At 69.0% G+C, this 17,970-nt stretch carries 21 protein-coding genes; 7 read left to right on the top strand and 14 right to left on the bottom strand.

Annotation, left to right across the window (positions count from 1 at the left end; genetic code table 11):
• Positions 1-253 precede the first annotated feature (253 nt).
• The 4 genes from ACFP3H_RS11700 to ACFP3H_RS11715 all read right to left on the bottom strand — a co-directional run bounded on the left by ACFP3H_RS11700 (position 254) and on the right by ACFP3H_RS11715 (position 3,533).
• Entirely contained in the window at positions 254-952 is a 699-nt protein-coding gene (locus ACFP3H_RS11700) for a TMEM165/GDT1 family protein (protein ID WP_378603918.1), read from the bottom strand.
• Between the two features lie 357 nt (positions 953-1,309).
• Positions 1,310-1,837, bottom strand: coding sequence for a peptidase (locus ACFP3H_RS11705; RefSeq protein WP_378603921.1), 528 nt, complete (start codon positions 1,835-1,837; stop codon positions 1,310-1,312).
• Positions 1,838-2,122: 285 nt separating this feature from the next.
• On the bottom strand, positions 2,123-2,746 hold the full coding sequence (locus tag ACFP3H_RS11710; protein ID WP_378603924.1) for a superoxide dismutase: 624 nt from the start codon (positions 2,744-2,746) through the stop codon (positions 2,123-2,125).
• Between the two features lie 175 nt (positions 2,747-2,921).
• On the bottom strand, positions 2,922-3,533 hold the full coding sequence (locus tag ACFP3H_RS11715; RefSeq protein WP_378603927.1) for a hypothetical protein: 612 nt from the start codon (positions 3,531-3,533) through the stop codon (positions 2,922-2,924).
• Between the two features lie 323 nt (positions 3,534-3,856).
• Here ACFP3H_RS11715 and ACFP3H_RS11720 point away from each other — a divergent pair, with 323 nt between their 5' ends.
• From ACFP3H_RS11720 to ACFP3H_RS11735, 4 genes are all read left to right on the top strand, one after another.
• Complete coding sequence (locus ACFP3H_RS11720) at positions 3,857-4,216, top strand: rhodanese-like domain-containing protein (RefSeq protein WP_378603930.1); 360 nt, start codon at positions 3,857-3,859, stop codon at positions 4,214-4,216.
• 20 nt (positions 4,217-4,236) lie between these two features.
• The gene (locus tag ACFP3H_RS11725) at positions 4,237-5,259 is read left to right on the top strand and encodes a DUF4328 domain-containing protein (RefSeq protein ID WP_378603933.1); all 1,023 of its coding nucleotides are present in this window, start codon (positions 4,237-4,239) and stop codon (positions 5,257-5,259) included.
• Positions 5,256-6,023, top strand: coding sequence for a glycerophosphodiester phosphodiesterase (locus tag ACFP3H_RS11730; RefSeq protein ID WP_378603936.1), 768 nt, complete (start codon positions 5,256-5,258; stop codon positions 6,021-6,023). The genes ACFP3H_RS11725 and ACFP3H_RS11730 overlap by 4 nt, the downstream gene beginning before the upstream one ends.
• Positions 6,024-6,148: 125 nt before the next feature.
• The gene (locus tag ACFP3H_RS11735) at positions 6,149-7,069 is read left to right on the top strand and encodes a DUF5926 family protein (protein WP_378603939.1); all 921 of its coding nucleotides are present in this window, start codon (positions 6,149-6,151) and stop codon (positions 7,067-7,069) included.
• A 239-nt stretch (positions 7,070-7,308) separates the two neighbouring features.
• Here ACFP3H_RS11735 and ACFP3H_RS11740 read toward each other — a convergent pair whose 3' ends face one another.
• The 5 genes from ACFP3H_RS11740 to ACFP3H_RS11760 all read right to left on the bottom strand — a co-directional run bounded on the left by ACFP3H_RS11740 (position 7,309) and on the right by ACFP3H_RS11760 (position 11,699).
• Entirely contained in the window at positions 7,309-7,857 is a 549-nt protein-coding gene (locus tag ACFP3H_RS11740) for a ferritin (protein WP_378603942.1), read from the bottom strand.
• Between the two features lie 83 nt (positions 7,858-7,940).
• Entirely contained in the window at positions 7,941-8,465 is a 525-nt protein-coding gene (locus ACFP3H_RS11745) for a ferritin (protein ID WP_378603945.1), read from the bottom strand.
• Between the two features lie 10 nt (positions 8,466-8,475).
• Positions 8,476-9,936: an LCP family protein gene (locus ACFP3H_RS11750; RefSeq protein WP_378604425.1), complete on the bottom strand. Its 1,461-nt coding sequence runs from the start codon at positions 9,934-9,936 to the stop codon at positions 8,476-8,478.
• A gap of 138 nt (positions 9,937-10,074) precedes the next feature.
• A complete protein-coding gene (locus tag ACFP3H_RS11755; protein WP_378603948.1) occupies positions 10,075-10,851 on the bottom strand; it encodes a CPBP family intramembrane glutamic endopeptidase in 777 nt (258 codons plus the stop codon).
• Positions 10,852-10,937: 86 nt separating this feature from the next.
• Complete coding sequence (locus tag ACFP3H_RS11760; protein WP_378603951.1) at positions 10,938-11,699, bottom strand: DUF2470 domain-containing protein; 762 nt, start codon at positions 11,697-11,699, stop codon at positions 10,938-10,940.
• A 101-nt stretch (positions 11,700-11,800) separates the two neighbouring features.
• On the opposite strand from ACFP3H_RS11760, the gene ACFP3H_RS11765 reads away from it, so the two are divergent.
• From ACFP3H_RS11765 to ACFP3H_RS11775, 3 genes are all read left to right on the top strand, one after another.
• Positions 11,801-12,214, top strand: coding sequence for a hypothetical protein (locus ACFP3H_RS11765; protein WP_378603954.1), 414 nt, complete (start codon positions 11,801-11,803; stop codon positions 12,212-12,214).
• A 265-nt stretch (positions 12,215-12,479) separates the two neighbouring features.
• Entirely contained in the window at positions 12,480-13,394 is a 915-nt protein-coding gene (pheA, locus tag ACFP3H_RS11770; protein WP_378603957.1) for a prephenate dehydratase, read from the top strand.
• Positions 13,391-14,059: a histidine phosphatase family protein gene (locus tag ACFP3H_RS11775; protein ID WP_378603960.1), complete on the top strand. Its 669-nt coding sequence runs from the start codon at positions 13,391-13,393 to the stop codon at positions 14,057-14,059. The genes pheA and ACFP3H_RS11775 overlap by 4 nt, the downstream gene beginning before the upstream one ends.
• A 16-nt stretch (positions 14,060-14,075) precedes the next feature.
• On the opposite strand, the gene ACFP3H_RS11780 is transcribed toward ACFP3H_RS11775, so the two are convergent.
• From ACFP3H_RS11780 to ACFP3H_RS11800, 5 genes are all read right to left on the bottom strand, one after another.
• Positions 14,076-14,912: an ESX secretion-associated protein EspG gene (locus tag ACFP3H_RS11780; protein WP_378603963.1), complete on the bottom strand. Its 837-nt coding sequence runs from the start codon at positions 14,910-14,912 to the stop codon at positions 14,076-14,078.
• On the bottom strand, positions 14,909-16,045 hold the full coding sequence (locus tag ACFP3H_RS11785) for a PPE family protein (protein WP_378603966.1): 1,137 nt from the start codon (positions 16,043-16,045) through the stop codon (positions 14,909-14,911). The genes ACFP3H_RS11780 and ACFP3H_RS11785 overlap by 4 nt, the downstream gene beginning before the upstream one ends.
• A gap of 48 nt (positions 16,046-16,093) precedes the next feature.
• On the bottom strand, positions 16,094-16,405 hold the full coding sequence (locus ACFP3H_RS11790) for a PE domain-containing protein (RefSeq protein ID WP_378603969.1): 312 nt from the start codon (positions 16,403-16,405) through the stop codon (positions 16,094-16,096).
• 110 nt (positions 16,406-16,515) lie between these two features.
• Positions 16,516-16,869 carry a metallopeptidase family protein gene (locus ACFP3H_RS11795; RefSeq protein WP_378603972.1) on the bottom strand — a complete coding sequence of 118 codons (354 nt, stop codon included), beginning with the start codon at positions 16,867-16,869 and terminating at the stop codon, positions 16,516-16,518.
• Positions 16,869-17,942 carry a septum formation family protein gene (locus ACFP3H_RS11800; protein WP_378603975.1) on the bottom strand — a complete coding sequence of 358 codons (1,074 nt, stop codon included), beginning with the start codon at positions 17,940-17,942 and terminating at the stop codon, positions 16,869-16,871. The genes ACFP3H_RS11795 and ACFP3H_RS11800 overlap by 1 nt, the downstream gene beginning before the upstream one ends.
• Between the last annotated feature and the right edge of the window lie 28 nt (positions 17,943-17,970).

The raw sequence follows: 17,970 nt of genomic DNA on the forward strand, positions 1-17,970 counted from the left end.
TGTTTTTTGGCGGCTGGCGCCGCGGTTCTCGGCGCTTGACTCCGCCTCTTCCCTCGCTCCGGGTACTCCTTCGTCGCACCCTCCACTCAGTCCAGAGGCGGAGGCGCGCCGAGAACACCCAGGGGTGCTGGACCCAGGTGTTTGAACTGGGTGGGGCGTTGGTGGTTGGGCGGGTGTTTTGGTGCTTGCCGGGGACATCCAGGTGCACCTGGCCCAGGTGTTTGAACTGGGTATTGAAGGTTGGGGGCGTGGTTCAGCGCGCAGTGCCAGCCAGTTCGACTTTGCGTGGAGTGGTGTGTCGGCGGGTGGCGATGCCGACGGCGACCAGTGTCGGCGCGATCAGTGCCAGCGCGATCGAGGCCCAGCTGCCGAGGCTCGACGCGAATGCGTCCAGGATCGTTTTGCCGGCGAAGAACAGGAACAGTAGGCCCGAGGTGATGGCGATGCCGCGTTCGGGGAGGTGTTTGCCTGCGAGTTTGCCGACGAGGATCGCGAGTCCGCCGGCGGCGACCATGCCCGCGACGGAACCGATCCAGACGGCCAGCCAGCTGTTGTTGGAGGCCAGGGCGGCGGCGGCGAACATGGTGCGGTCGCCGAGTTCGGCGAGGGTGAACGCGGAGATCACGACGAGGAAGGCGTTGCGGGCGTTCGGGGCGGCGGGGACTTCCTCGGGGTCGTCGGAGGTGGTCAGCGCGTCGCGCAGGGTCCACAGGCCGACGGCGAGCAGGGTGAGGGCGGTGACGACGGCGATGGCGTTCGCGGGTAGCGCGGTGCCGAGGAAGTGGCCGACGCCCGCGGCGATGAGGTTCACGGCGACGCTGGCGACGCTGATCCCGGCCAGCACCACCCACCAGCGGTAGCGCAGCGAGAAGGTCAGCGCCATGAGTTGCGATTTGTCGCCCAGCTCGGCGAGGAAGATCACGCCGAAGCTCAGCAGGATCGTGGCGATCATGAAGTCAGCTCCCAGGAGGTATTCCGGCCTGCGGCTGAGACGGGTGCGCCTTCAGCCACACCGGTCGAATTGATCGGTTCGTGGCCGAAGGTCTCGCCCACCGGTGGTGACCGGTTCGCACAACCGGATCGCGCCGAATCAGGCGGCGATCAGTATGTCGATTGTGCGGATTACGGGCTACTCCCCTTCGCTGTCCACCACTCTAGTCCGATTGCTCCGGGTATGCCAAGTCCTCGTAAGCCAAATCTCAATGGGCACAATAAGTTTGGACGTACTGCGGTGATAGTTCGGTTCCCCTGAATTCGGCAGCCGGGGACCCTGTTGCCCGCAGTTCGCCACCCCGTGCGCGCGAAAAGTTCAGGCCGCCAACAGCATCGCGAGCACGGCGGTATCGGGATCGCTGATCAGATCCATCCCCACCCGACTCACCAGCGAGGTGATCGTCCCGTCGAGCTCGGCTTCGGCCCACGCCGCGCGATGCTCCAACCCGAGGTGCGGCACCCCGGGCAGCAACACGCACCCCGACGCCGCCCCCGCGCACTCGGGCAGCGTCGGCCGCGTCTCCGACGGCGGATGCAGCATCAACAGCGCGGGCGGCACCCGCGCGGCGAACCGACCCGGCTCGATCGCCTCGTCCCCGAGCACCGGCCCCTCGGCCATCACCAACCCCACCGTCCCCGGCTCGGGATCGTCGGGCAGCTCCTCGCGCACCCCGAACACGGTGGTGGTGACCAGCAGCCCCGGCATCGACGCCACCCGCACGGCCAACACCAGCACCTGCGCCCATTCCTTGGTGGTGTCGGGCCACCGCCCCGACACCACGAACCCTCGCAATCGCCCCTGCGCCTGAAACGGCGTGATCCCGATCGGACCCTGTGTATTCATGATGGCCTCCCGACTACCGGGGGCGACTGTGCCCGTACTGTGCCCGTATAGAACAGGAATAACCCCAAACCCAACTGGCACACAAGTACCACCGAGTGCTAGCCCGCCTCCCCGCGTATCTTGGCCAGATTCAGGTGGGTCGTGTGTCGAGTGCGCGGCCGACGGCCGGGCGGGGGCGGGCTGAGCCCGTGCCCGACGAGTTACCCATGTTCGTGCGAGATCAGTGGTACGACAGAGGCCCCCCGACAGCGAACCGCTGCCGAGGGGCCTCTGGAGGGTTTGTCCTTACCCGAAGATCAGGCCTTTGCCCTGCTGAACCGCGCGCGCGAAGCGATCCTGCACGTCGGCCCAGTTGACCACGTTCCAGAACGCCGTCACGTAGTCGGCCTTGACGTTCTTGTACTGCAGGTAGAAGGCGTGCTCCCACATGTCGACCTGCAGCAGCGGGATGATGCCGGTCGGCACGTTGGCCTGCTGGTCGTACAGCTGGAAGGTCAGCAGCTTCTGGCCCAGGGTGTCGTAACCCAGGACGGCCCAGCCGGAGCCCTGCAGGCCGTTGGCGGCGGCGGTGAACTGCGCGCGGAACTTGTCGAACGAACCGAACTGGTCGGCGATGGCCGCGGCCAGGTCGCCTTCCGGCGCGTCGCCACCGTTGGGGGAGAGGTTCTTCCACCACACGGAGTGGTTGTAATGACCACCGAGGTGGAAGGCGAGGTTCTTCTCGAGCAGCAGGATGGCGGCCAGATCGCCGGACTCCCGAGCTTCCTCGAGCTGCTCGAGCGCCTTGTTGGCGCCGGCGACGTAGGCAGCGTGATGCTTGGTGTAGTGGATCTCGTTGATCTCACCGGAGATGTAAGGCTCCAGTGCGCCGAAGTCGTAGTCCAGTTCCGGCAGCGTGTAGACGGCCACGATGTCCCTTTCCGTATGTCGGGCTGTGTGCGCCCAGTTGGACGACAACACCAACCACCATTCGTACACCCGCTCGCTGCAACCTCGCACACGCGGCTCCGCATTCCCTTGCGATCAGCGAGAGGGAAACTGCGATCGGGGGACGCCGTCGTGCGGGCCGCGCGGGAGTCGAATGCTAGAGCGGGGGAGCGATATCGGCTTTCGTCGTCCTGGCGTCGCCGGTGGCGTGCGCGTCCCACCAGCGCCGACCGCCGTCGATGAACTCGTTCATCGGGATCTCGGTCCCCGCCGGATCGGTGACGGTGATCCGGTCGAACCACACGCGCACGTCGAGTTCGCGCGGGTCGATGCCCTCCTCCTGGGAGAACTCCATGACGTGCGCGGCGATGCGCTGGTCGAGCACCGTGTCGAAGCTGAGCAGCTCGCTCCACAGCGTCCACCCGCTGTCGTCGAGGTCGATGAACTCCCAGCCGTGCAGGCCGCCGCCGCCGAAGCTCTCGATGGCCTCGTCGAGCTGGTCGAGCGTCAGGGGCAGCACCCGTGGTGCCACATCGTCCCAGCGCTGAATGCGTAAGGAGGCTGCCACCCGGGTGACTCCCGTGAAGGTCAGCAGTACTTTCGTGTCGATCGGAGCGGGTCCGTCCGCGGGGAGTGTCAGCACCTCGAGCGCGAGTTGCAGACGCCCGGCCGCGGCATCCACGTCTACACCCAGACACGTGGATTCGGACAAAGCGGTATTCAAGCCGTGGATGTCGAAACTGTCGAGTAGCCCCCTGCTCACGTTCATGCGATCAGGCTACCGAGCGGCCCGGGAGGATCCCAGGATTTAAGATTTTCTCTATTGATCTCGTTTTTATGGAACCGAAACGGGTCGGCTCGCGTCCAAGTAGATGTCGGGACCGAACGATTCCACGAATCCCGACGTCAGCGGCGAACGACCGCTCCGGGATGACATGGAGGGGAGTCCCGGATCGGTCGTTCCCGAGTGCGCTAGGGGGGTGCCAGCATGGTTGACAGGTTCACCCCGGTCACCGTGTGCTGTCCGGTTGCTGGGTCCGGTGCCGCGGACGGCTTCGCCCGCCCTCGCGCGCGACATGGCAGGATCGAGGCGTGACGAGCTCCGATGTCCCCACCGTGCCGGTGGGTGCGGTACCCACCGCGTTCGACGACGCGGACCCGGCGCCGGGCGCGCAGCTGCTCGACGTGCGCGAACCCGACGAATGGGCGCTCGGGCACGCACCGGGCGCGATCCACATTCCGATGGTCGATGTGCCCGCCCGCCTCGACGAGCTCGACATCGACGCCGAGCTCTACGTCGTGTGCCGCCAGGGCGGTCGTTCCATCGAGGTCGTCCGCTACCTCGCCCATGTCGGGTACGAAGCGGTCAATGTCGCGGGCGGAATGGTGGCCTGGCAGCAGACCGGGCGCCCGGTGGTCGCCGACGGTGACCACGAAGCCAAGATCTACTAGGACGGAAGCGGGGTGCGCGGGTGAGTTCAGTGGTGCAACCATGTGCGCGCTGTGGTGCGCGATGGGCCGTGCAGGGCACGCCGATGCACTGGTGCCCGCGCTGCCGTGGCGTCCTGCTCTCGCCCGGCCGGGTCGACGCGCCCGCCGATCGACGCAACTACCGCTGGGTCGCGCGCAGGCCCGACCACCGCACCCGCAAGGCGAGCCCCACCGCCACCGCCCCGCTCGGTCCCACCCCGAAGTACACCCAGACCCCGCGCTGGGGCCTGCTGGATCCGCCGCCCGCACAGCCGAGCCAGCCCGTGCGTCCGCTGCGCGGCATCGCCGACCGCCGTGACCGCCTGCTCGTCCTGACGACGGTCGCCTTCGTGCTCGCGGGCCTGGCCGAGTACGGCCGCTACCTGATCCTGCTGCAGAACCGCGCGAAACTGATTCCCGGCTGGCTGCTGTGGATCTCGGACGCGACCGTGTGGACCTTCGGCATCCTCGCGCCCCTGTGCGCGCTGGTGGCGGCAGTCTCGCTGACGGCCTGGTTGATCGAGGCCCGCAAGATCGTGTTCACCGCCCTCGGCACGCGCGATCCGCGCAAACGCTGGACGCTGATCGCCGGGTGCCTGATCCCCGGCGTGAACCTGGTCTGGCCGGGGGTCTTCCTCACCGAACTGCTCGGCCGCCGCCCCGACCCGCGCGAACAGCGCGCCGTGCGAATCTGGTGGGCCGCTTGGGCTTTCAGTGGTCTGCTGGTGCTCGCGGCCATCCTGTGGCGCGACGCGTCGAGCTTGCAGGCAGAGGCCGACGGCGTCTCCTTCACCGGGTTCACCAACCTGTGCGCGGCCGGTTTCGCGGTCCTCACGCTGTGGATGGTGCGCACGCTGGAAGGCCGTGACCTGCGCGGAGCCCCGCGGACGGCGCATCGCTGGGTGATGGCGGCCGATCCGGCGCAGATCGTCATCGCGCCCCTGACGCCCGGTCCTGTCGCGGAACCGGCCGGAGCCGGGCACGATGAGCTCGAGCGAACGCAGGAGGAGGTCGTGGCCAAGTGAGCCAGAGCAATCGCCCACCTTTCGTGGTGGCGCATCGTGGTGCGTCGGCGGCACAGCCCGAGCACACCCTCGCCGCGTACGAGTTGGCCCTGCGCGAGGGCGCCGACGGCGTCGAGTGCGATGTCCGGCTCACCCGCGACGGTCACCTGGTCTGCGTGCACGACCGCACCGTCGACCGCACCGCCGACGCGACCGGCATGGTCAGCGAACTGACGCTGGACGAGTTGCGCGACATGAACTTCGGCACCGAGGACGAACCACAGGGCGTGCTGGCGCTGAGCGATCTGATCGGCCTGGTCCTGGACTGGCGCACCCGTCCCACCAAGCTGTTCATCGAGACCAAGCACCCCGTCCGCTACGGCGCCCTGGTCGAGAACAAGGTCCTGGCCGAACTCCAACGCTTCGGCATCGCCACCCCCGCCTCCGCCGACCACTCCCGCGCGGTCGTGATGTCCTTCGCCGCCACCGCCGTCTGGCGAATCCGCAGGGCCGCACCACTGCTGCCCACGGTCCTGCTCGGCGAGTCGTCGAGATTCCTCGGCGGCGGCGCGGCCACCACCGTAGGCGCCACCGCCGTGGGCCCGTCGGTGAAAACCCTGCGCGAACACCCCGAACTCGTCGACAAAGCCGCCGCGGCGGGCCGCGCCACCTACTGCTGGACCGTGGACGACGTCGAGGATGTCACCCTCTGCGCCGACCTGGGCGTCAGCTGGGTAGCCACCAACCACCCCGGCCGCACCAAAGCCCTCCTCGCCGGCGTCTAGGAACTTCGAGATCACCACGCTCTGGTGGCGCGGATCAGCCCGGTTTCCCACCACCACAGCGTGGTGATCAACCGTCCAGCGTGGGGGAGTGCGGGGTTCGGGGGCGGCCGACCTAGACTTCACGCGTGGGTAAAAGCAAGCGGAACAGTCCGAAGCCCGACAGTAATCGGGCTCAGCGTCTCGCGCAGCGGCGTGCGGCGCAGGAGCAGGCATCTGCGGCCGTGACGCGGCCGTTCGAGGGGCTTGCGGCCGAATGTGATCTGGTGGCGCTGCGGGAGTTCGTGCCGTCGGCGACCGCGACCTTGAAGCTCGCGCCCGGTGTGGCCGCGCAGCGCGAGGTCACCCTGGCGACCGTGCTGCCCGGCGCGGTGTCCGCGCTGGTGCGCGCCGGTGACGAGCCGATCGGCTTCGTCGGCACGCAGACGCAGTTCCGCGGGGACGACCCGTCGGCCGATATCGCCGCGGCGATCCTGTGGACCCAGTCCGCCGAGCCCGGCGACTCGCGGGGTGCTTCCGAGAGTGTCGAGGGCGGGCCGCGCCTGGCCGATGTCATCGATCCCGGTGCCGACCTCGAGCTCACCGTGCACCAGGACTTCGACTGGTGGGTGCCCGAGGGTGTCACCCCGGATCCGCAGGTGGCGGCCACGATCGAGCAGGCCAAGCAGGCGATCATGCCCTCGGCGCGCCTGAACCTCGGCCCGGATTCGGTCGGCGCGGCCTGGTGGGTCGACGCGGGCGAGAAGGCGCACGTGCGCTGGATCCGTCCCGAGGACGAGGACGCGCTGATGCTGGCGCTGGCGCGCGTGCACGCCAACGGTGGCCTGCACATGGGCGAGGGTTCGCGTTTCGCGGGTTCGTTCCGCACGCACGGCCTGCTGGTGCCGGTGTTCGATCTCGATCCCGAGCGTCATCCCACCGAGTGGGAGGCTCCGGCGCGTGAATTCGGCGCCCGCCTGGCCGAGGCGTTGGCCTCGGAGGAGCCGATGACCACCGAGGAACGGCGTTCGCGCGACGGCCTGCGTTCGCGTCAGGTCACCCTGCGCTGAACTTAATGAAACATTCTTCTTTCACAGTTTCGCTCGGCTAGGTTCACGCAGTGAACCGGACAACCGGTGAATGAGGAAAGAGGCATCGTGGAATTTCTCGGATCTATCGCCGGCCTGGCCCAGATGGTGATCGGCACCATTCTCGCGAACACCGGCTCGGGCGGCTCCGGCTCCGGCTGGTGATCAACGCATGACGGATTCGGCTCGCCACCAGCGAGCCGAATCCGTCATCGGTCGAACTAGACGCTGCCGCCCGCGACCGAAGGCGCACCCGAGGTGTCCTTCGGAGTGCTCAGCTCACGCCACATGAACGCCTCCAGATCGAACAGGTTCGACCCGGCGCGATCGGCGATATTGAGCAGCGTGGTCATGCTCGCGACTTCCTCGACCTGTTCCTTGAGGAACCACTGCATGAACTGCTCGCCGAGGTAATCGCCCTCTTCGCGGGCAGTGCTCGCCAGCTGCACGATCTGGTCGGTGACCGTCTTCTCCTGGGCCAGCGCCAGTTCGATCGGCTCCCGAGCGGAGTCGAACTTCGACTTGGCGGCATCGATGCCGGAGATATCGACGGCGATGTCGCGGTCGACGAAATACTGCACGATCATCATCGCGTGATTGCGCTCTTCCACAGCCTGGGCGTAGAAACGCTTCGCCAACTGCGGCAGATCGTTATTGTCGAACCACACCGCGATGGCGATGTACTGGTGCTCGGCATTGAACTCATGCCGGATCTGGTCTTGGAGCAGAGTGTGGAACTTGCTGCGAGGGGCTTCCGGATGAATCGACATGGCGGCCACATTAACGCTGGTCATAGGGGGTTGTCATCCAAGTGTAGCCTTATTGAGGACAGTATTCCCTAACCAAGTATTTCCTAACTCGCGCCTGCCATTCGGGGCGCGGTGGCATCGGCGCGCACCTTTCCACGCAGTTCGCGCCGGATGAATTCCTCCACATCGAACAGATTGTCCTGCCGGTCGAGAACCGTGAGCAGCGTCGTCATTCCGGCGACATCGTCGACCTGCTCGGCCAGGAACCACTGCATGAACTGCTCGCCGAGGAAATCGTCGGTCGCGCGCGCGGCCGCGGCCAGACCGCTGATCTGCGCGGTGCTGCCCTTCTCCCGGTCGAGCAGGAACGCGATCGCCGCGCGCGGTGAGTCGAATTCCGAGCGCACCGGGTCGAGGCCGCCGATGGTGATCGGCGCGTCGCGGTCGAGCAGGTACTGCACCATCCGCATCGCGTGGCCGTGGTTGGCACTCGAGCACGCGTAGGTGTGCGCGGCCAGCTCCGGCAGATCGCTCGCGTCGAAGTAGACGGCCGCGGCCAGATACTGATGCGCCGTGGTCAGACCGGCTCTGACCTGGGCCCGTAGCAATTCGGTGAACGTCGCATCCATACCTTCGACGTTACCGCGTGATCAGCTCCTCGGGAATCTGCTCGTCGGCGGCCAGCGCCTCGAAGAACGCGATCGCGCGCTGCTTGTCCCAGAGCAGCACGTTGCCCACCTCGGTGTCGTCGAACCCGCCGATCGGCACGCTGGTGGTGACGGTGTCGCCGCGCATCGCCCAGCCGAGCGAGGCCAGGTTCCAGATGTGGTCGCCGTTGTCGACCTTCAGCGAGCCCGCGACCCCGGTCGCCATCGGCCACAGCGCGAACGGATTCGCCAGCGTGCCCGCGCCCGTCGCCTTCTTCAGCAGCGCGGCCATGAACGCGCGCTGCCGGTTCATCCGGTCGACATCGGCGGTCGGGGTCGCGCGGGTGCGCACGTACCCGAGCGCCTGCGGACCCGACAGCGTCTGGCAGCCCGCGGCCAAATCGAGCCCGGCCAGCGGGTCGACGATCGGTTCGTCCAGGCACATCTCGATCCCGCCGATGGCGTCCACGACGCTCGCGAACCCGCCGAAGCCGATCTGCGCGTAGTGGTCGATCCGCACGCCGGTCGCCTCTTCCACGGTCTGGACCAGCAGCTCCGGGCCGCCGAGCGCGAACGACGCGTTCAGCTTGTCCTTGCCGTGCCCGGGAATGCTCACGTAGGAATCGCGCGGCAGGCTGACCATCGTGGTCGGCCCCGAACCTGGGATGTGCACCAGCATGATCGTGTCGGTGCGCTCGTTGCCGACGTCGCCGCCGGTCGCGAGTTCCTGCTGCTGCTCGGTGGAGAGGTCACTGCGACCGTCGGACCCGACCAGCAGCCAGTTGGTGCCGGGCGTGTTGCCCACCCGACCGCTGTAGGAGGGCAGCGCGTCGATCCGGGTGAGCGAGTTGTCCAGGTGCACGACCGCGGCGATGAGCCCGACCGTCAGCAGCACGACCAGCACCATCAACCAGCGGAACGGATGCCGCTTCCCCCGGCGACGCGGCGCGCGCGGCTGCCTGCCCGCGTCGACGGGCGGCGGCGTGCGACGCGGCGGAACAGCGTCGTGATGGGGGACAGGACGCTGGGTGGGCGCGTGGCGCGGCGGTTCGCGACGCGGAACGGGCCGCTGCGGCGGCGGTGGGCGCCGGGGTTCGACCCGCTCGACCGGCATCTGCGAATACGCCAGCGGCTGGTCACCGGAGTTGCCACGGTGCAGGACCTGGGTCGGCTCGATGTGCGAGGCCCCCCGGCGCGGGGCCGGGTTGTAGCGGACCGTCGGCCCGTCCTCGGGGCTCGGGCGGGCGTCGCCGGGGCGCGGCGCGGGGGCGGGTGGGCGGCGATCGTCGCGCGGCGGGGCGCCGGGCGGGCGGTGGCGCGGATCGACCGGCGGCACGGGTCGGCGCTGCGGGGGAACCTGACGTCCCTGCGGCGGCACGGCGGGACCGCCGGGGCGGCCGGACGGCGGCACCCGGCGTTTACGGGGGTCCTCGCGGGGATCGTCGCCGTTCATCACCGTCAAACTCTACTGATCGTCGGGTGCGCCAGTGCGCTTGTTCTTACTGGATACCTTCCGCGCGTCCCGCCGTTAGCGCGAAACGCGGCGGTGTGGTGAAACTCGCCGCGACACGCCGCGCACATCAGTGATCGACTACGGCAACCAGCCGACCCGCCCGCGCAGCACGTTGTACCCGATATAGGCGACCGCGTCGATGAGCGCGTGCGCCAGCACCAGCGGCCAGAGTCGACCGGTGCGCTGCCAGTACCGCCCGAAGATCACGCCCATCACGATGTTGCCGAGCCCGCCGCCGAGCCCCTGATACAGGTGATAGCTCCCGCGCAGCAGCGCCGAGGCCGCCAGCGACGAGTTCTCCGACCACCCCAGCCTGCGCAATCGGGTGATCAGGTACCCCACCACCAGCACTTCCTCGGCCACCGAATTCGCGCACGCCGACAGCACCAGCACCGGCAACCGCCACCAGTGCTCCGACAGCGAACTCGGCACGATGGTGACGCTGACCCCCATCGCGTGCGCGACCAGGTACAGCGCCAACCCCGGCAGCCCGATCACCGCCGCCAGCACACAGCCCGCGAGCACGTCCGCGCGCCGAATCCGCGCCAGTCCGATCAGTTTCGGCCCGATCCCGCTGCGCCACAGCAGATACAGCCCGAGTGCCGCCCACGCCAGCAGCCGGGTGATCCCGACGAGCTGGAACATCAGATCGAGGAACGAGTTGTTCGACCGCGACGCGTTCAACGCCACCGTCCGCCCGCCGAGCGACCCCGGCGACAACGCCGAATCCAGCAGCGACAGCCCGGCGCTGATCCCGCTCAACCCGAAGGTCACCAGCAGCACGATCGCGATCTCGACCCGTAGCCCGAGCCTGTCCCGTTCGCTGAGTGGGGTTGGGGGAGGGTCGACTCGCATGCCGCGCAGTGTAAGCAGCGAACGCGTTCGGATCGGGTCGCGCCGGGCGGTGCGGGGCGAAGTGAGACGAACGCCGCGTTCGGGCCTCAGATGCGGCGCAGGCCGTTCAGGAACGGGCACCCGGCCAGCACGCGGACCGCGCGACTGAGCGACTCGATGTCCTCGGCCGGCGTCGGGAAGGGCAGGCGGACATCGTGATCGCCGTCGTTGCTCTCCACCCGCAGGGTGAGCCCGTAGCGGTCGATCGCGAGCGGGTGCACGACGCCGCCGCGCAGGCGGGTGGGCAGGTGGCGGGCGAGTTGGGCGACGACGTCGGCGTGGTCCTCGGCCATGTGCTGGAGCCAGGCGCCTTCCATCTCGCAGAACGGGTCGGCGGTGGCGGCGCGCAGGTCGGCGTGGTCGACCGATTCGGCGCCGGAGGTGTCGGCCAGTACGGCCGAGTTCACCACGATCCGCATCAGCGTCACCCCGTGGCCGACGTCGAGCAGGCCCGGATGCGGGTATTCCTTGGCGATTTCGACCGCGAGCGCGCGCTGGGCCTGGATCGGTACCTGCCGCACCCACCCGCGCAGCCACACCAGGGCCCGGACCGGCTCGCGCAGCGGCAGCGGCGCGTGATCGGTGAGTTCGAGGACCGCGGAGGTCTCGTTGGCGGTGGCCGCCAGCTGCGCCGCGAGCGAGGATTCGGGCACCGCGATCACCGCGTCGCCACACCGGCGCAGGTGGTGCAGCGAGGTGGGGACGGGGTCGATTCCCGGGAGCGCGATCACCGCCGTCTCCGCGTGCGCGCAGGCACTGCGGACGCGCTCGGCGGTGGTCGGCGCGAGGATCGTGGTGGGGCTCGGCATGACAACCTCCGCGAACGTCTGTTTAGGTAAACCTAAGCTAAGTTACAAACGTCCGGCACGCAAGAGGACAGGCCGAGGAATCGAGCCGATACGGTAAACGGATGACGCACGACGACCACGGCGACGCCCACCCCGAACCCGTCCTGCTCAACCTGGCCGCCCCCGCCCGCCGCAGCCTCGTTGCCGACCTGGTTCGCCCCACCGGCAGTTCCCCCGCCCCCGTCGACGTCGACATCCCCGACCCCGACCTCGCCGCCTTCCTGGCCGCCATCGCCCACGCCGACCACGGCTTCGTCGCCCACACCACCTCCGGCCCCCGCGCCCTGGCCGTAGTGGCAGGCACCGTAGCCGCCCTCTGCGGCGAAGACATCCCCACCGCCCTCACCACCCCGAACCTTCCTTTCCTGAACGCCCTGAAACCCCCCGCCATCGAAGCCACCCGCACCGTCCTGCTGGCCATCGAAACCCCCGATGAACAAGCAGTCCGAGAGGCCCTCCGGGTCCTGGACCACTGAACCCCAACGCGTCGTAGCTCCCCCGACCACGCCCGGCACGCCCACCCCCCAGCCCAACACCCCGAGTAAACATCCTGAGTCACCCCAACCCTGTATGTCTCTACCCGGAGGGGCCCGAAGGGCCCCGACTCGAGCGCGCAGCGCTCCAACAAACACAGCTCCTGAACCCTCCCGGGACGGGTAAACCTGAACTCCGCCATCGCACACCCCCGGCCCCCCACCTCGACGACGCCAGCCCCCCATTCGATCCAGCTAAAGTTGCGTTGTGCCGCGTATCGCGTATTTCGGGCCGTCCGGGACTTTCACCGAGATGGCTCTGGCCAAGTTCGAGAACTCGGGGGCCTTCGACGGCCGGGTCGAGCGAGTAGCCGCGCCCAGTCAAGGTGCCGCGCTCGACCTCATCCGCACCGGTCAGGTCGACGGCGCGGTCGTCCCCATCGAGAGCTCGGTGGAAGGGTCCATCCCCGCCACCCTCGACTCCCTCGCCATCGGCCCGCGCCTGCAGATCATGGCCGAGACCGAACTCGAGGTCAGCTTCGCGATCCTCGCCCGCCCCGGCACCGCCATGGCCGATGTCCGCACCCTGGCCGCCTATCCGGTCGCCGCCGCCCAGGTCAGGGAGTGGGTGGCCCGCACCATGCCGGAGGCGAGCCCCTTCACCTCGGCCTCCAACGCCGCCGCCGCCGAGGACGTGGCCGCGGGCACCGCCGACGCGGCCGTGTCGACCGCGCTGGCGGGCGAACGGCTCGGCCTGGTCACCCTGGCGGCGGGCGTGGCCGACCACGACCAGGCCATCACCCGCTTCGTCCTGGTCACCAAACCCGGTGTGGCCCCGGCCGCGACCGGCGCCGACCGCACTTCCGTGGTCTTCGAACTGCCCAACGAGCCCGGCTCCCTGATGCGCGCGTTCGCCGAATTCGCCACCCGCGGAGTCGATCTCACCCGCATCGAATCCCGGCCCACCCGCACCGGCATGGGCACCTACCGCTTCTACCTCGACTGTGTCGGCCACATCGACGACCCGGCCGTGGCCGAAACGCTCAAAGCCCTGCATCGCACGACCCAGGTCCGATTCCTGGGATCATGGCCTGCGTCCGCGGCGGTCGGAACCCCGCCGCCCTCGGACGAGCCCGCCGCCGAATGGTTGACCCAACTGCGAAAGGGGGTCGCGGACCTATGACAACCCGCGCGAAGTTGATTCTGGTACGCCACGGCGAGACCGAGGGCAATGTCGCCAAGATCCTCGACACCGAAGTCCCCGGCCTGCCGCTCACCGAACGTGGTGTGGCACAGGCGAAAGCGTTCGGCGCGAGCCTCGAACGCGCACCCCAGGTGCTGGTGTCCTCCGACGCCCTGCGCGCCCGCCAGACCGCGAGCTACATCGAGGCGGCCACCGGCACCGAGGCGATGGTCCTCGACGGCCTCTACGAGGTCCAGGTCGGTGACCTGCACGGCCGCTCCGACCGGGAAGCCCACGAACTGTTCCAGCAGATCTACCGAGGCTGGCACCTCGGCGAACTCGACCTGCGCGCCCCCGGCGGCGAATCCGGCCACGAGGTCCTGGCCCGCATGCTGCCGGTCTTCGACGGCCTGCGCGAGGAGTTCCTGACCGGCGAGACCGACGGCGACGTCCTGATCGTCAACCACGGCGCCGCCATGCGCCTGCTCGGCAAGTGGCTGGCCGGGGTGGCGCCGCCGTTCACGACGAACAACCACCTCGACAACACCGAAACCATCGAACTACTCCCCACCGAGGACGGCGGCTGGGAATGCCTGCGCTGGGGCAAATTCACCCCACCGTTCACGGTCCAAGCCGACCCGTCGGCCGACGATCCGATGGGATAGCGGCCGGCGCCGGAGGTCAGCCCAGGTTGTTCGCTGTCGCGGTGGGGAATTCGGTGCGGACGGGGAGGGACTCGATCAGGTCGGCCACCGCGGTGCGTAGGCGCGCGTTGGTTCCGCTGGCGATGGACGACCACTTCACCCCGTCGTCGGCGACGCTGGCCGTGATGATGAATCGGCCTGCGCGCGTGTTGAATACGGCGATGTGGTTGTCCTGTACGTCGCGGGTGCCGTCGCCGTAGGCCACGCCGACGATCTCGGCGTAGGAGTGGATCTCCACCAGCGCCGAAGCCAGCGTCTGCGCGTCGGTGGACGGGTGGCCCACCTTGCTCAATCGCACAGTGGTGGCGGCGGCGTCACCGGTGTCGCCGAAGATCGGCGCCAATTGTTCGGTGGGAGCGTTCATTCCGTACAGCTCGAGCGCCTCGACCTGGCCGAGTGCCTGCAGCACCGCACCGGGCAGATCGAGTCCGGCGTCGTCGATGACGTAGGAGTCCGGCCCGCGCAGGGCGACGACCGCGCGGTCGTCGCCCTGCGCCAGACAGAATCGGTTCACCTGACCGCCGACCACCCAGCGCAGCGCGATGATCCACTGCGGCCGGTAGAGCACCCGCAGCCGTTCGGCCAGCTCGGGTGTCACCGTGCGGCCGAACAGCAGTTCGCGTTCGGCCAGGGCGTCCTTGGCCGCGGTCATGGCGGCGTCGTGCGCGGTGACATCGTCATAGCGGCCCGTGGCGTCGAGCACCACGGGCATCTCGTCGAATTGCAGTGCCTCGAGCAGGAACTGCATGTCGTCGAGCGAGAGCACGACGGCGCCGAGCAGCGAACCTCCGCTGCTCGTGCCGAGAACCGTCACTTGGCCGATCCGGTGAGGTCGGCGCCGATGACGCCTTCGGCCACGTAGCGACCGTCGGTGAACTCGTCGGCGCGCACGTAGTCGAGACCGTCGTGCTCGTCGTCGTCCTCGCCCTTCTGACGGTTGCCCATCAGCGGGTTGGCGCCGGCGCCGGTGTTGCGCACGGGTGCGCCGTCGGCGCGGTTGACGACCGTGGAGTCCGAGACCGCGGGCGCACTCGCCGCTGCGGGCGCACCCGCCGCGGCTCCCCAGCCCTCGGGCAGCCGAAGCCCGCCCGCGGCCAGACCGCCACCGGTACTCAGACCCGCCGACGCGGTCATGCCGCCGCCCGCGCTGACCCCGCCCATGCTCGCCATCGCGGGCGCGGCGGCGGTACCGGCGGGCATGGTGGCCGCGGTGGCCGCCTGGATCGCCGAGGCGCCGATATTGCCCGCCGTGCCGACACCGCTGGACACGATGCCACCGGCGGTGTTGGCCGCCTGGGTGACCGCGCTGACCACACCGGGGTTGGACGCGACGGCCTGCACCGCGGCCACGGCGGTCGAGATCGGGTCGCCGCTGCCGAAATCGCCCTGCGAGGCGGTGCCCGCGCCGCTGGCGATGGCGGGCGGCATGGAGAACTCGCCGGGCGTGGTGACCACGGCGGTGGTGGCGGCCTCGTAGGTCTCCATCACCAGCGCGGCGCGAATGTCCATGGCGTGCTTGACGACCTCGGCCACCTCGAACGCACCGGAGACCACACCGGGCGGGTTGGCCGAGGCCACCACCGCGGCGTTGGTCGCCAGGATCTCGGGCAGGCTCGGCATCGCGATCGAGGCCACGGTGTAGGAGGTGGCGTTGGTGGCGCACTTGACGCCCATGGCCGCGGCGAGCGCGCCCTGCTGGCTGGCCCAGCCGGCGAACGGCGTGAGGCGCGAGAGCACCGCCATGCCGTTGACGCCCTGCAGACCGGTACCGACCTCGGCCATCACGCGGGCGATGGTGAAGGCGGCGTCGCTCCACGCGGCGGCCAGCGTGCCCCACGAGCCGCTCGCGGCACTGATCGGGATCGCGTGTGCGCCCGCGTTGAGGGTGGTGGAGTTGAATTCGGCCAAACGAGGTAGCCAGAACACCCCGGTGATCCCTGCGGTCATGCTGTCTTCTCCCCTGAGTGAATGATCGTCGACGGGTGTGGGGTGCGTTTACACCTGGATGGCGCTGATCGTGGCCGCGCGGGCCACGTCTTCGCCGATGTGGGTGCTCAGCTGCGAGCGCAGGGTCGCGGCCGCGTGGTGCAGCTCGAGGATGGCCTGCGCGATGGAACTGTCGTGCGTGCCCGCCGCCTTGTTGAAGTGCGAGGCCGCGAGCAGCGACACCTCCTCGGCGCCGGAGGGCAGCACATGCGTGGCGGGCCCGGCGAGGCCGGCGGCGAGCGCGAGGCGCTCGGCGAGCAGGTCCAGCTCCGCGGATGCGGCGAGGACGATTTCAGGTGATACGAGAACGTGTCCGACCATGACCCGACTCCTTCTGGTGGCGACTATCGGGAACCACGAGAATTCCCCCTACGAGTACTTGGACGCGAGAGCGGGTCGTTCGGTTCCATCGATTCCCCACCCAATTTTCGCTAGCCCCATCCCAGCTCATGCAACCGGTCGTCGTCAATCCCGAAATGGTGTGCTATTTCGTGGATCACGGTGATCGCGACCTCCTCGACCACGTCCGCGTCGGTCTCGCAGATGTCGAGAATGGCCTCACGATAGATGGTGATCGTGTCGGGCAACGATCCGGCGTAGTAGCTGTCGCGCTCGGTGAGCGCGATCCCGTGGTACAGCCCCAGCAGCGACGGTTCCTCGTCGTTTCGGGGCTCTACCAGCACCACCACGTTGTCGATGGCCGCGGCCAGGCGCGGCGGGATCTGGTCGAGCGCGTCGCCCACCAACTCCTCGAACCGCGACGCCGGCATCCGTTCGGACAACATCACCTCGGCTGGGGTTGGGGCGGCAGCGGCGCGGCGCCCGGCAGCGGCGCCGGTGTGGAGCGTCCGGTGTTCGGCGGCGGCACCGGCGCCTGCCCGTCGATCAGGATCTCGCCCCGCGCCGACCCGACGATGGGCGCGAAACCCTCACGGTCGGCGCCTTTTCCGAGCCAGCAGTCGAGTTGATCGCTGCCCGCGAGCCAGCTGGCGGGCTCCAGATAGTCGAAGAACAGCGTGAGCGTCTTGTTGCGAATCGCGTCCGGGCTGCCGAGATAGTCGGCGGAGAGGCGGTTGCATTCGGCCTCGACGTACTTGTCCTGATCGGCTTCCGACGGCGGCCCGCCGGTGAAGTGATCGCCCAGATCGACGGTGCCGACGATCTCCACCGCGTGCGGCTGGGCGCAGTCCACCGGATCGGTCGGCAGGTTCTGGTTGATGCCGAGGCACGTCCCGACCGGGTGCACCTTGGACTGGCCGGTGCCCGGTTCGGTGATGCTGCCGGAGGTGGCCGGGCTGGCGGTGGTCGCGGCGACCTGGACCCCGCAGCGCAGCGTCCGGTCGCCGTGCTGCCACCCGGCCGGGCTCGGCGACATCACGTTCACCATGTACTTGCCGCGCGGATCGAACCGCCCGCCCAGGTACTTCTGCACCGCGCTCACGCAGTGTTCGTCCCTGAGCTCGGTCATCCGCAGCGAGTCCGGGTGGCGGGTGCCCTCGGCGAACTCGCGCCCCGGATACGCGCGCAGGTCGATGACACCGGCCACCTCGAACAGGTGCTCGTCGCCGCAGTTCACCTTCACCAGGTCGCTGCGGTCGGGCTTGGACCAGGTCAGGCAGTCGCCCTCGGACGCGCTGCTGAACTGCTTGTCCCGCACGACGGGCTCGCTGCCGGGGTGGTGCGCTTCGACCTTGTCGGTGTCGAAGCCGGTCACCGTCATGGTGACCGTGGCCGCGACGATCGCGCCGAGGGCGGCTATCAGCAGCCCCCAGCGCAGTTTCGTCGCCGACAGATGCAGGGCGCCGCCGCGACCGGGCGCGGCGGGTCCCTCGACTGGAGTGCTCTGCTTGTTCGACATCGACGCCGAGTGTATTTGCCGGGGCGCT

This window comes from Nocardia lasii, assembly GCF_042658545.1.
Classification (GTDB): Bacteria; Actinomycetota; Actinomycetes; order Mycobacteriales; family Mycobacteriaceae; genus Nocardia; species Nocardia lasii.

What these genes read in the sequence shown, in the direction of transcription:
- ACFP3H_RS11700 (WP_378603918.1), bottom strand. Translation starts at nt 952, where the DNA reads ATGATCGCCACGATCCTGCTGAGCTTCGGCGTGATCTTCCTCGCCGAG.
- ACFP3H_RS11705 (WP_378603921.1), bottom strand. Translation starts at nt 1,837, where the DNA reads ATGAATACACAGGGTCCGATCGGGATCACGCCGTTTCAGGCGCAGGGG.
- ACFP3H_RS11715 (WP_378603927.1), bottom strand. Translation starts at nt 3,533, where the DNA reads ATGAACGTGAGCAGGGGGCTACTCGACAGTTTCGACATCCACGGCTTG.
- ACFP3H_RS11740 (WP_378603942.1), bottom strand. Translation starts at nt 7,857, where the DNA reads ATGTCGATTCATCCGGAAGCCCCTCGCAGCAAGTTCCACACTCTGCTC.
- ACFP3H_RS11745 (WP_378603945.1), bottom strand. Translation starts at nt 8,465, where the DNA reads ATGGATGCGACGTTCACCGAATTGCTACGGGCCCAGGTCAGAGCCGGT.
- ACFP3H_RS11750 (WP_378604425.1), bottom strand. Translation starts at nt 9,936, where the DNA reads ATGAACGGCGACGATCCCCGCGAGGACCCCCGTAAACGCCGGGTGCCG.
- ACFP3H_RS11755 (WP_378603948.1), bottom strand. Translation starts at nt 10,851, where the DNA reads ATGCGAGTCGACCCTCCCCCAACCCCACTCAGCGAACGGGACAGGCTC.
- ACFP3H_RS11760 (WP_378603951.1), bottom strand. Translation starts at nt 11,699, where the DNA reads ATGCCGAGCCCCACCACGATCCTCGCGCCGACCACCGCCGAGCGCGTC.
- ACFP3H_RS11765 (WP_378603954.1), top strand. Translation starts at nt 11,801, where the DNA reads ATGACGCACGACGACCACGGCGACGCCCACCCCGAACCCGTCCTGCTC.
- ACFP3H_RS11775 (WP_378603960.1), top strand. Translation starts at nt 13,391, where the DNA reads ATGACAACCCGCGCGAAGTTGATTCTGGTACGCCACGGCGAGACCGAG.
- ACFP3H_RS11785 (WP_378603966.1), bottom strand. Translation starts at nt 16,045, where the DNA reads ATGACCGCAGGGATCACCGGGGTGTTCTGGCTACCTCGTTTGGCCGAA.
- ACFP3H_RS11790 (WP_378603969.1), bottom strand. Translation starts at nt 16,405, where the DNA reads ATGGTCGGACACGTTCTCGTATCACCTGAAATCGTCCTCGCCGCATCC.
- ACFP3H_RS11795 (WP_378603972.1), bottom strand. Translation starts at nt 16,869, where the DNA reads ATGTTGTCCGAACGGATGCCGGCGTCGCGGTTCGAGGAGTTGGTGGGC.
- ACFP3H_RS11800 (WP_378603975.1), bottom strand. Translation starts at nt 17,942, where the DNA reads ATGTCGAACAAGCAGAGCACTCCAGTCGAGGGACCCGCCGCGCCCGGT.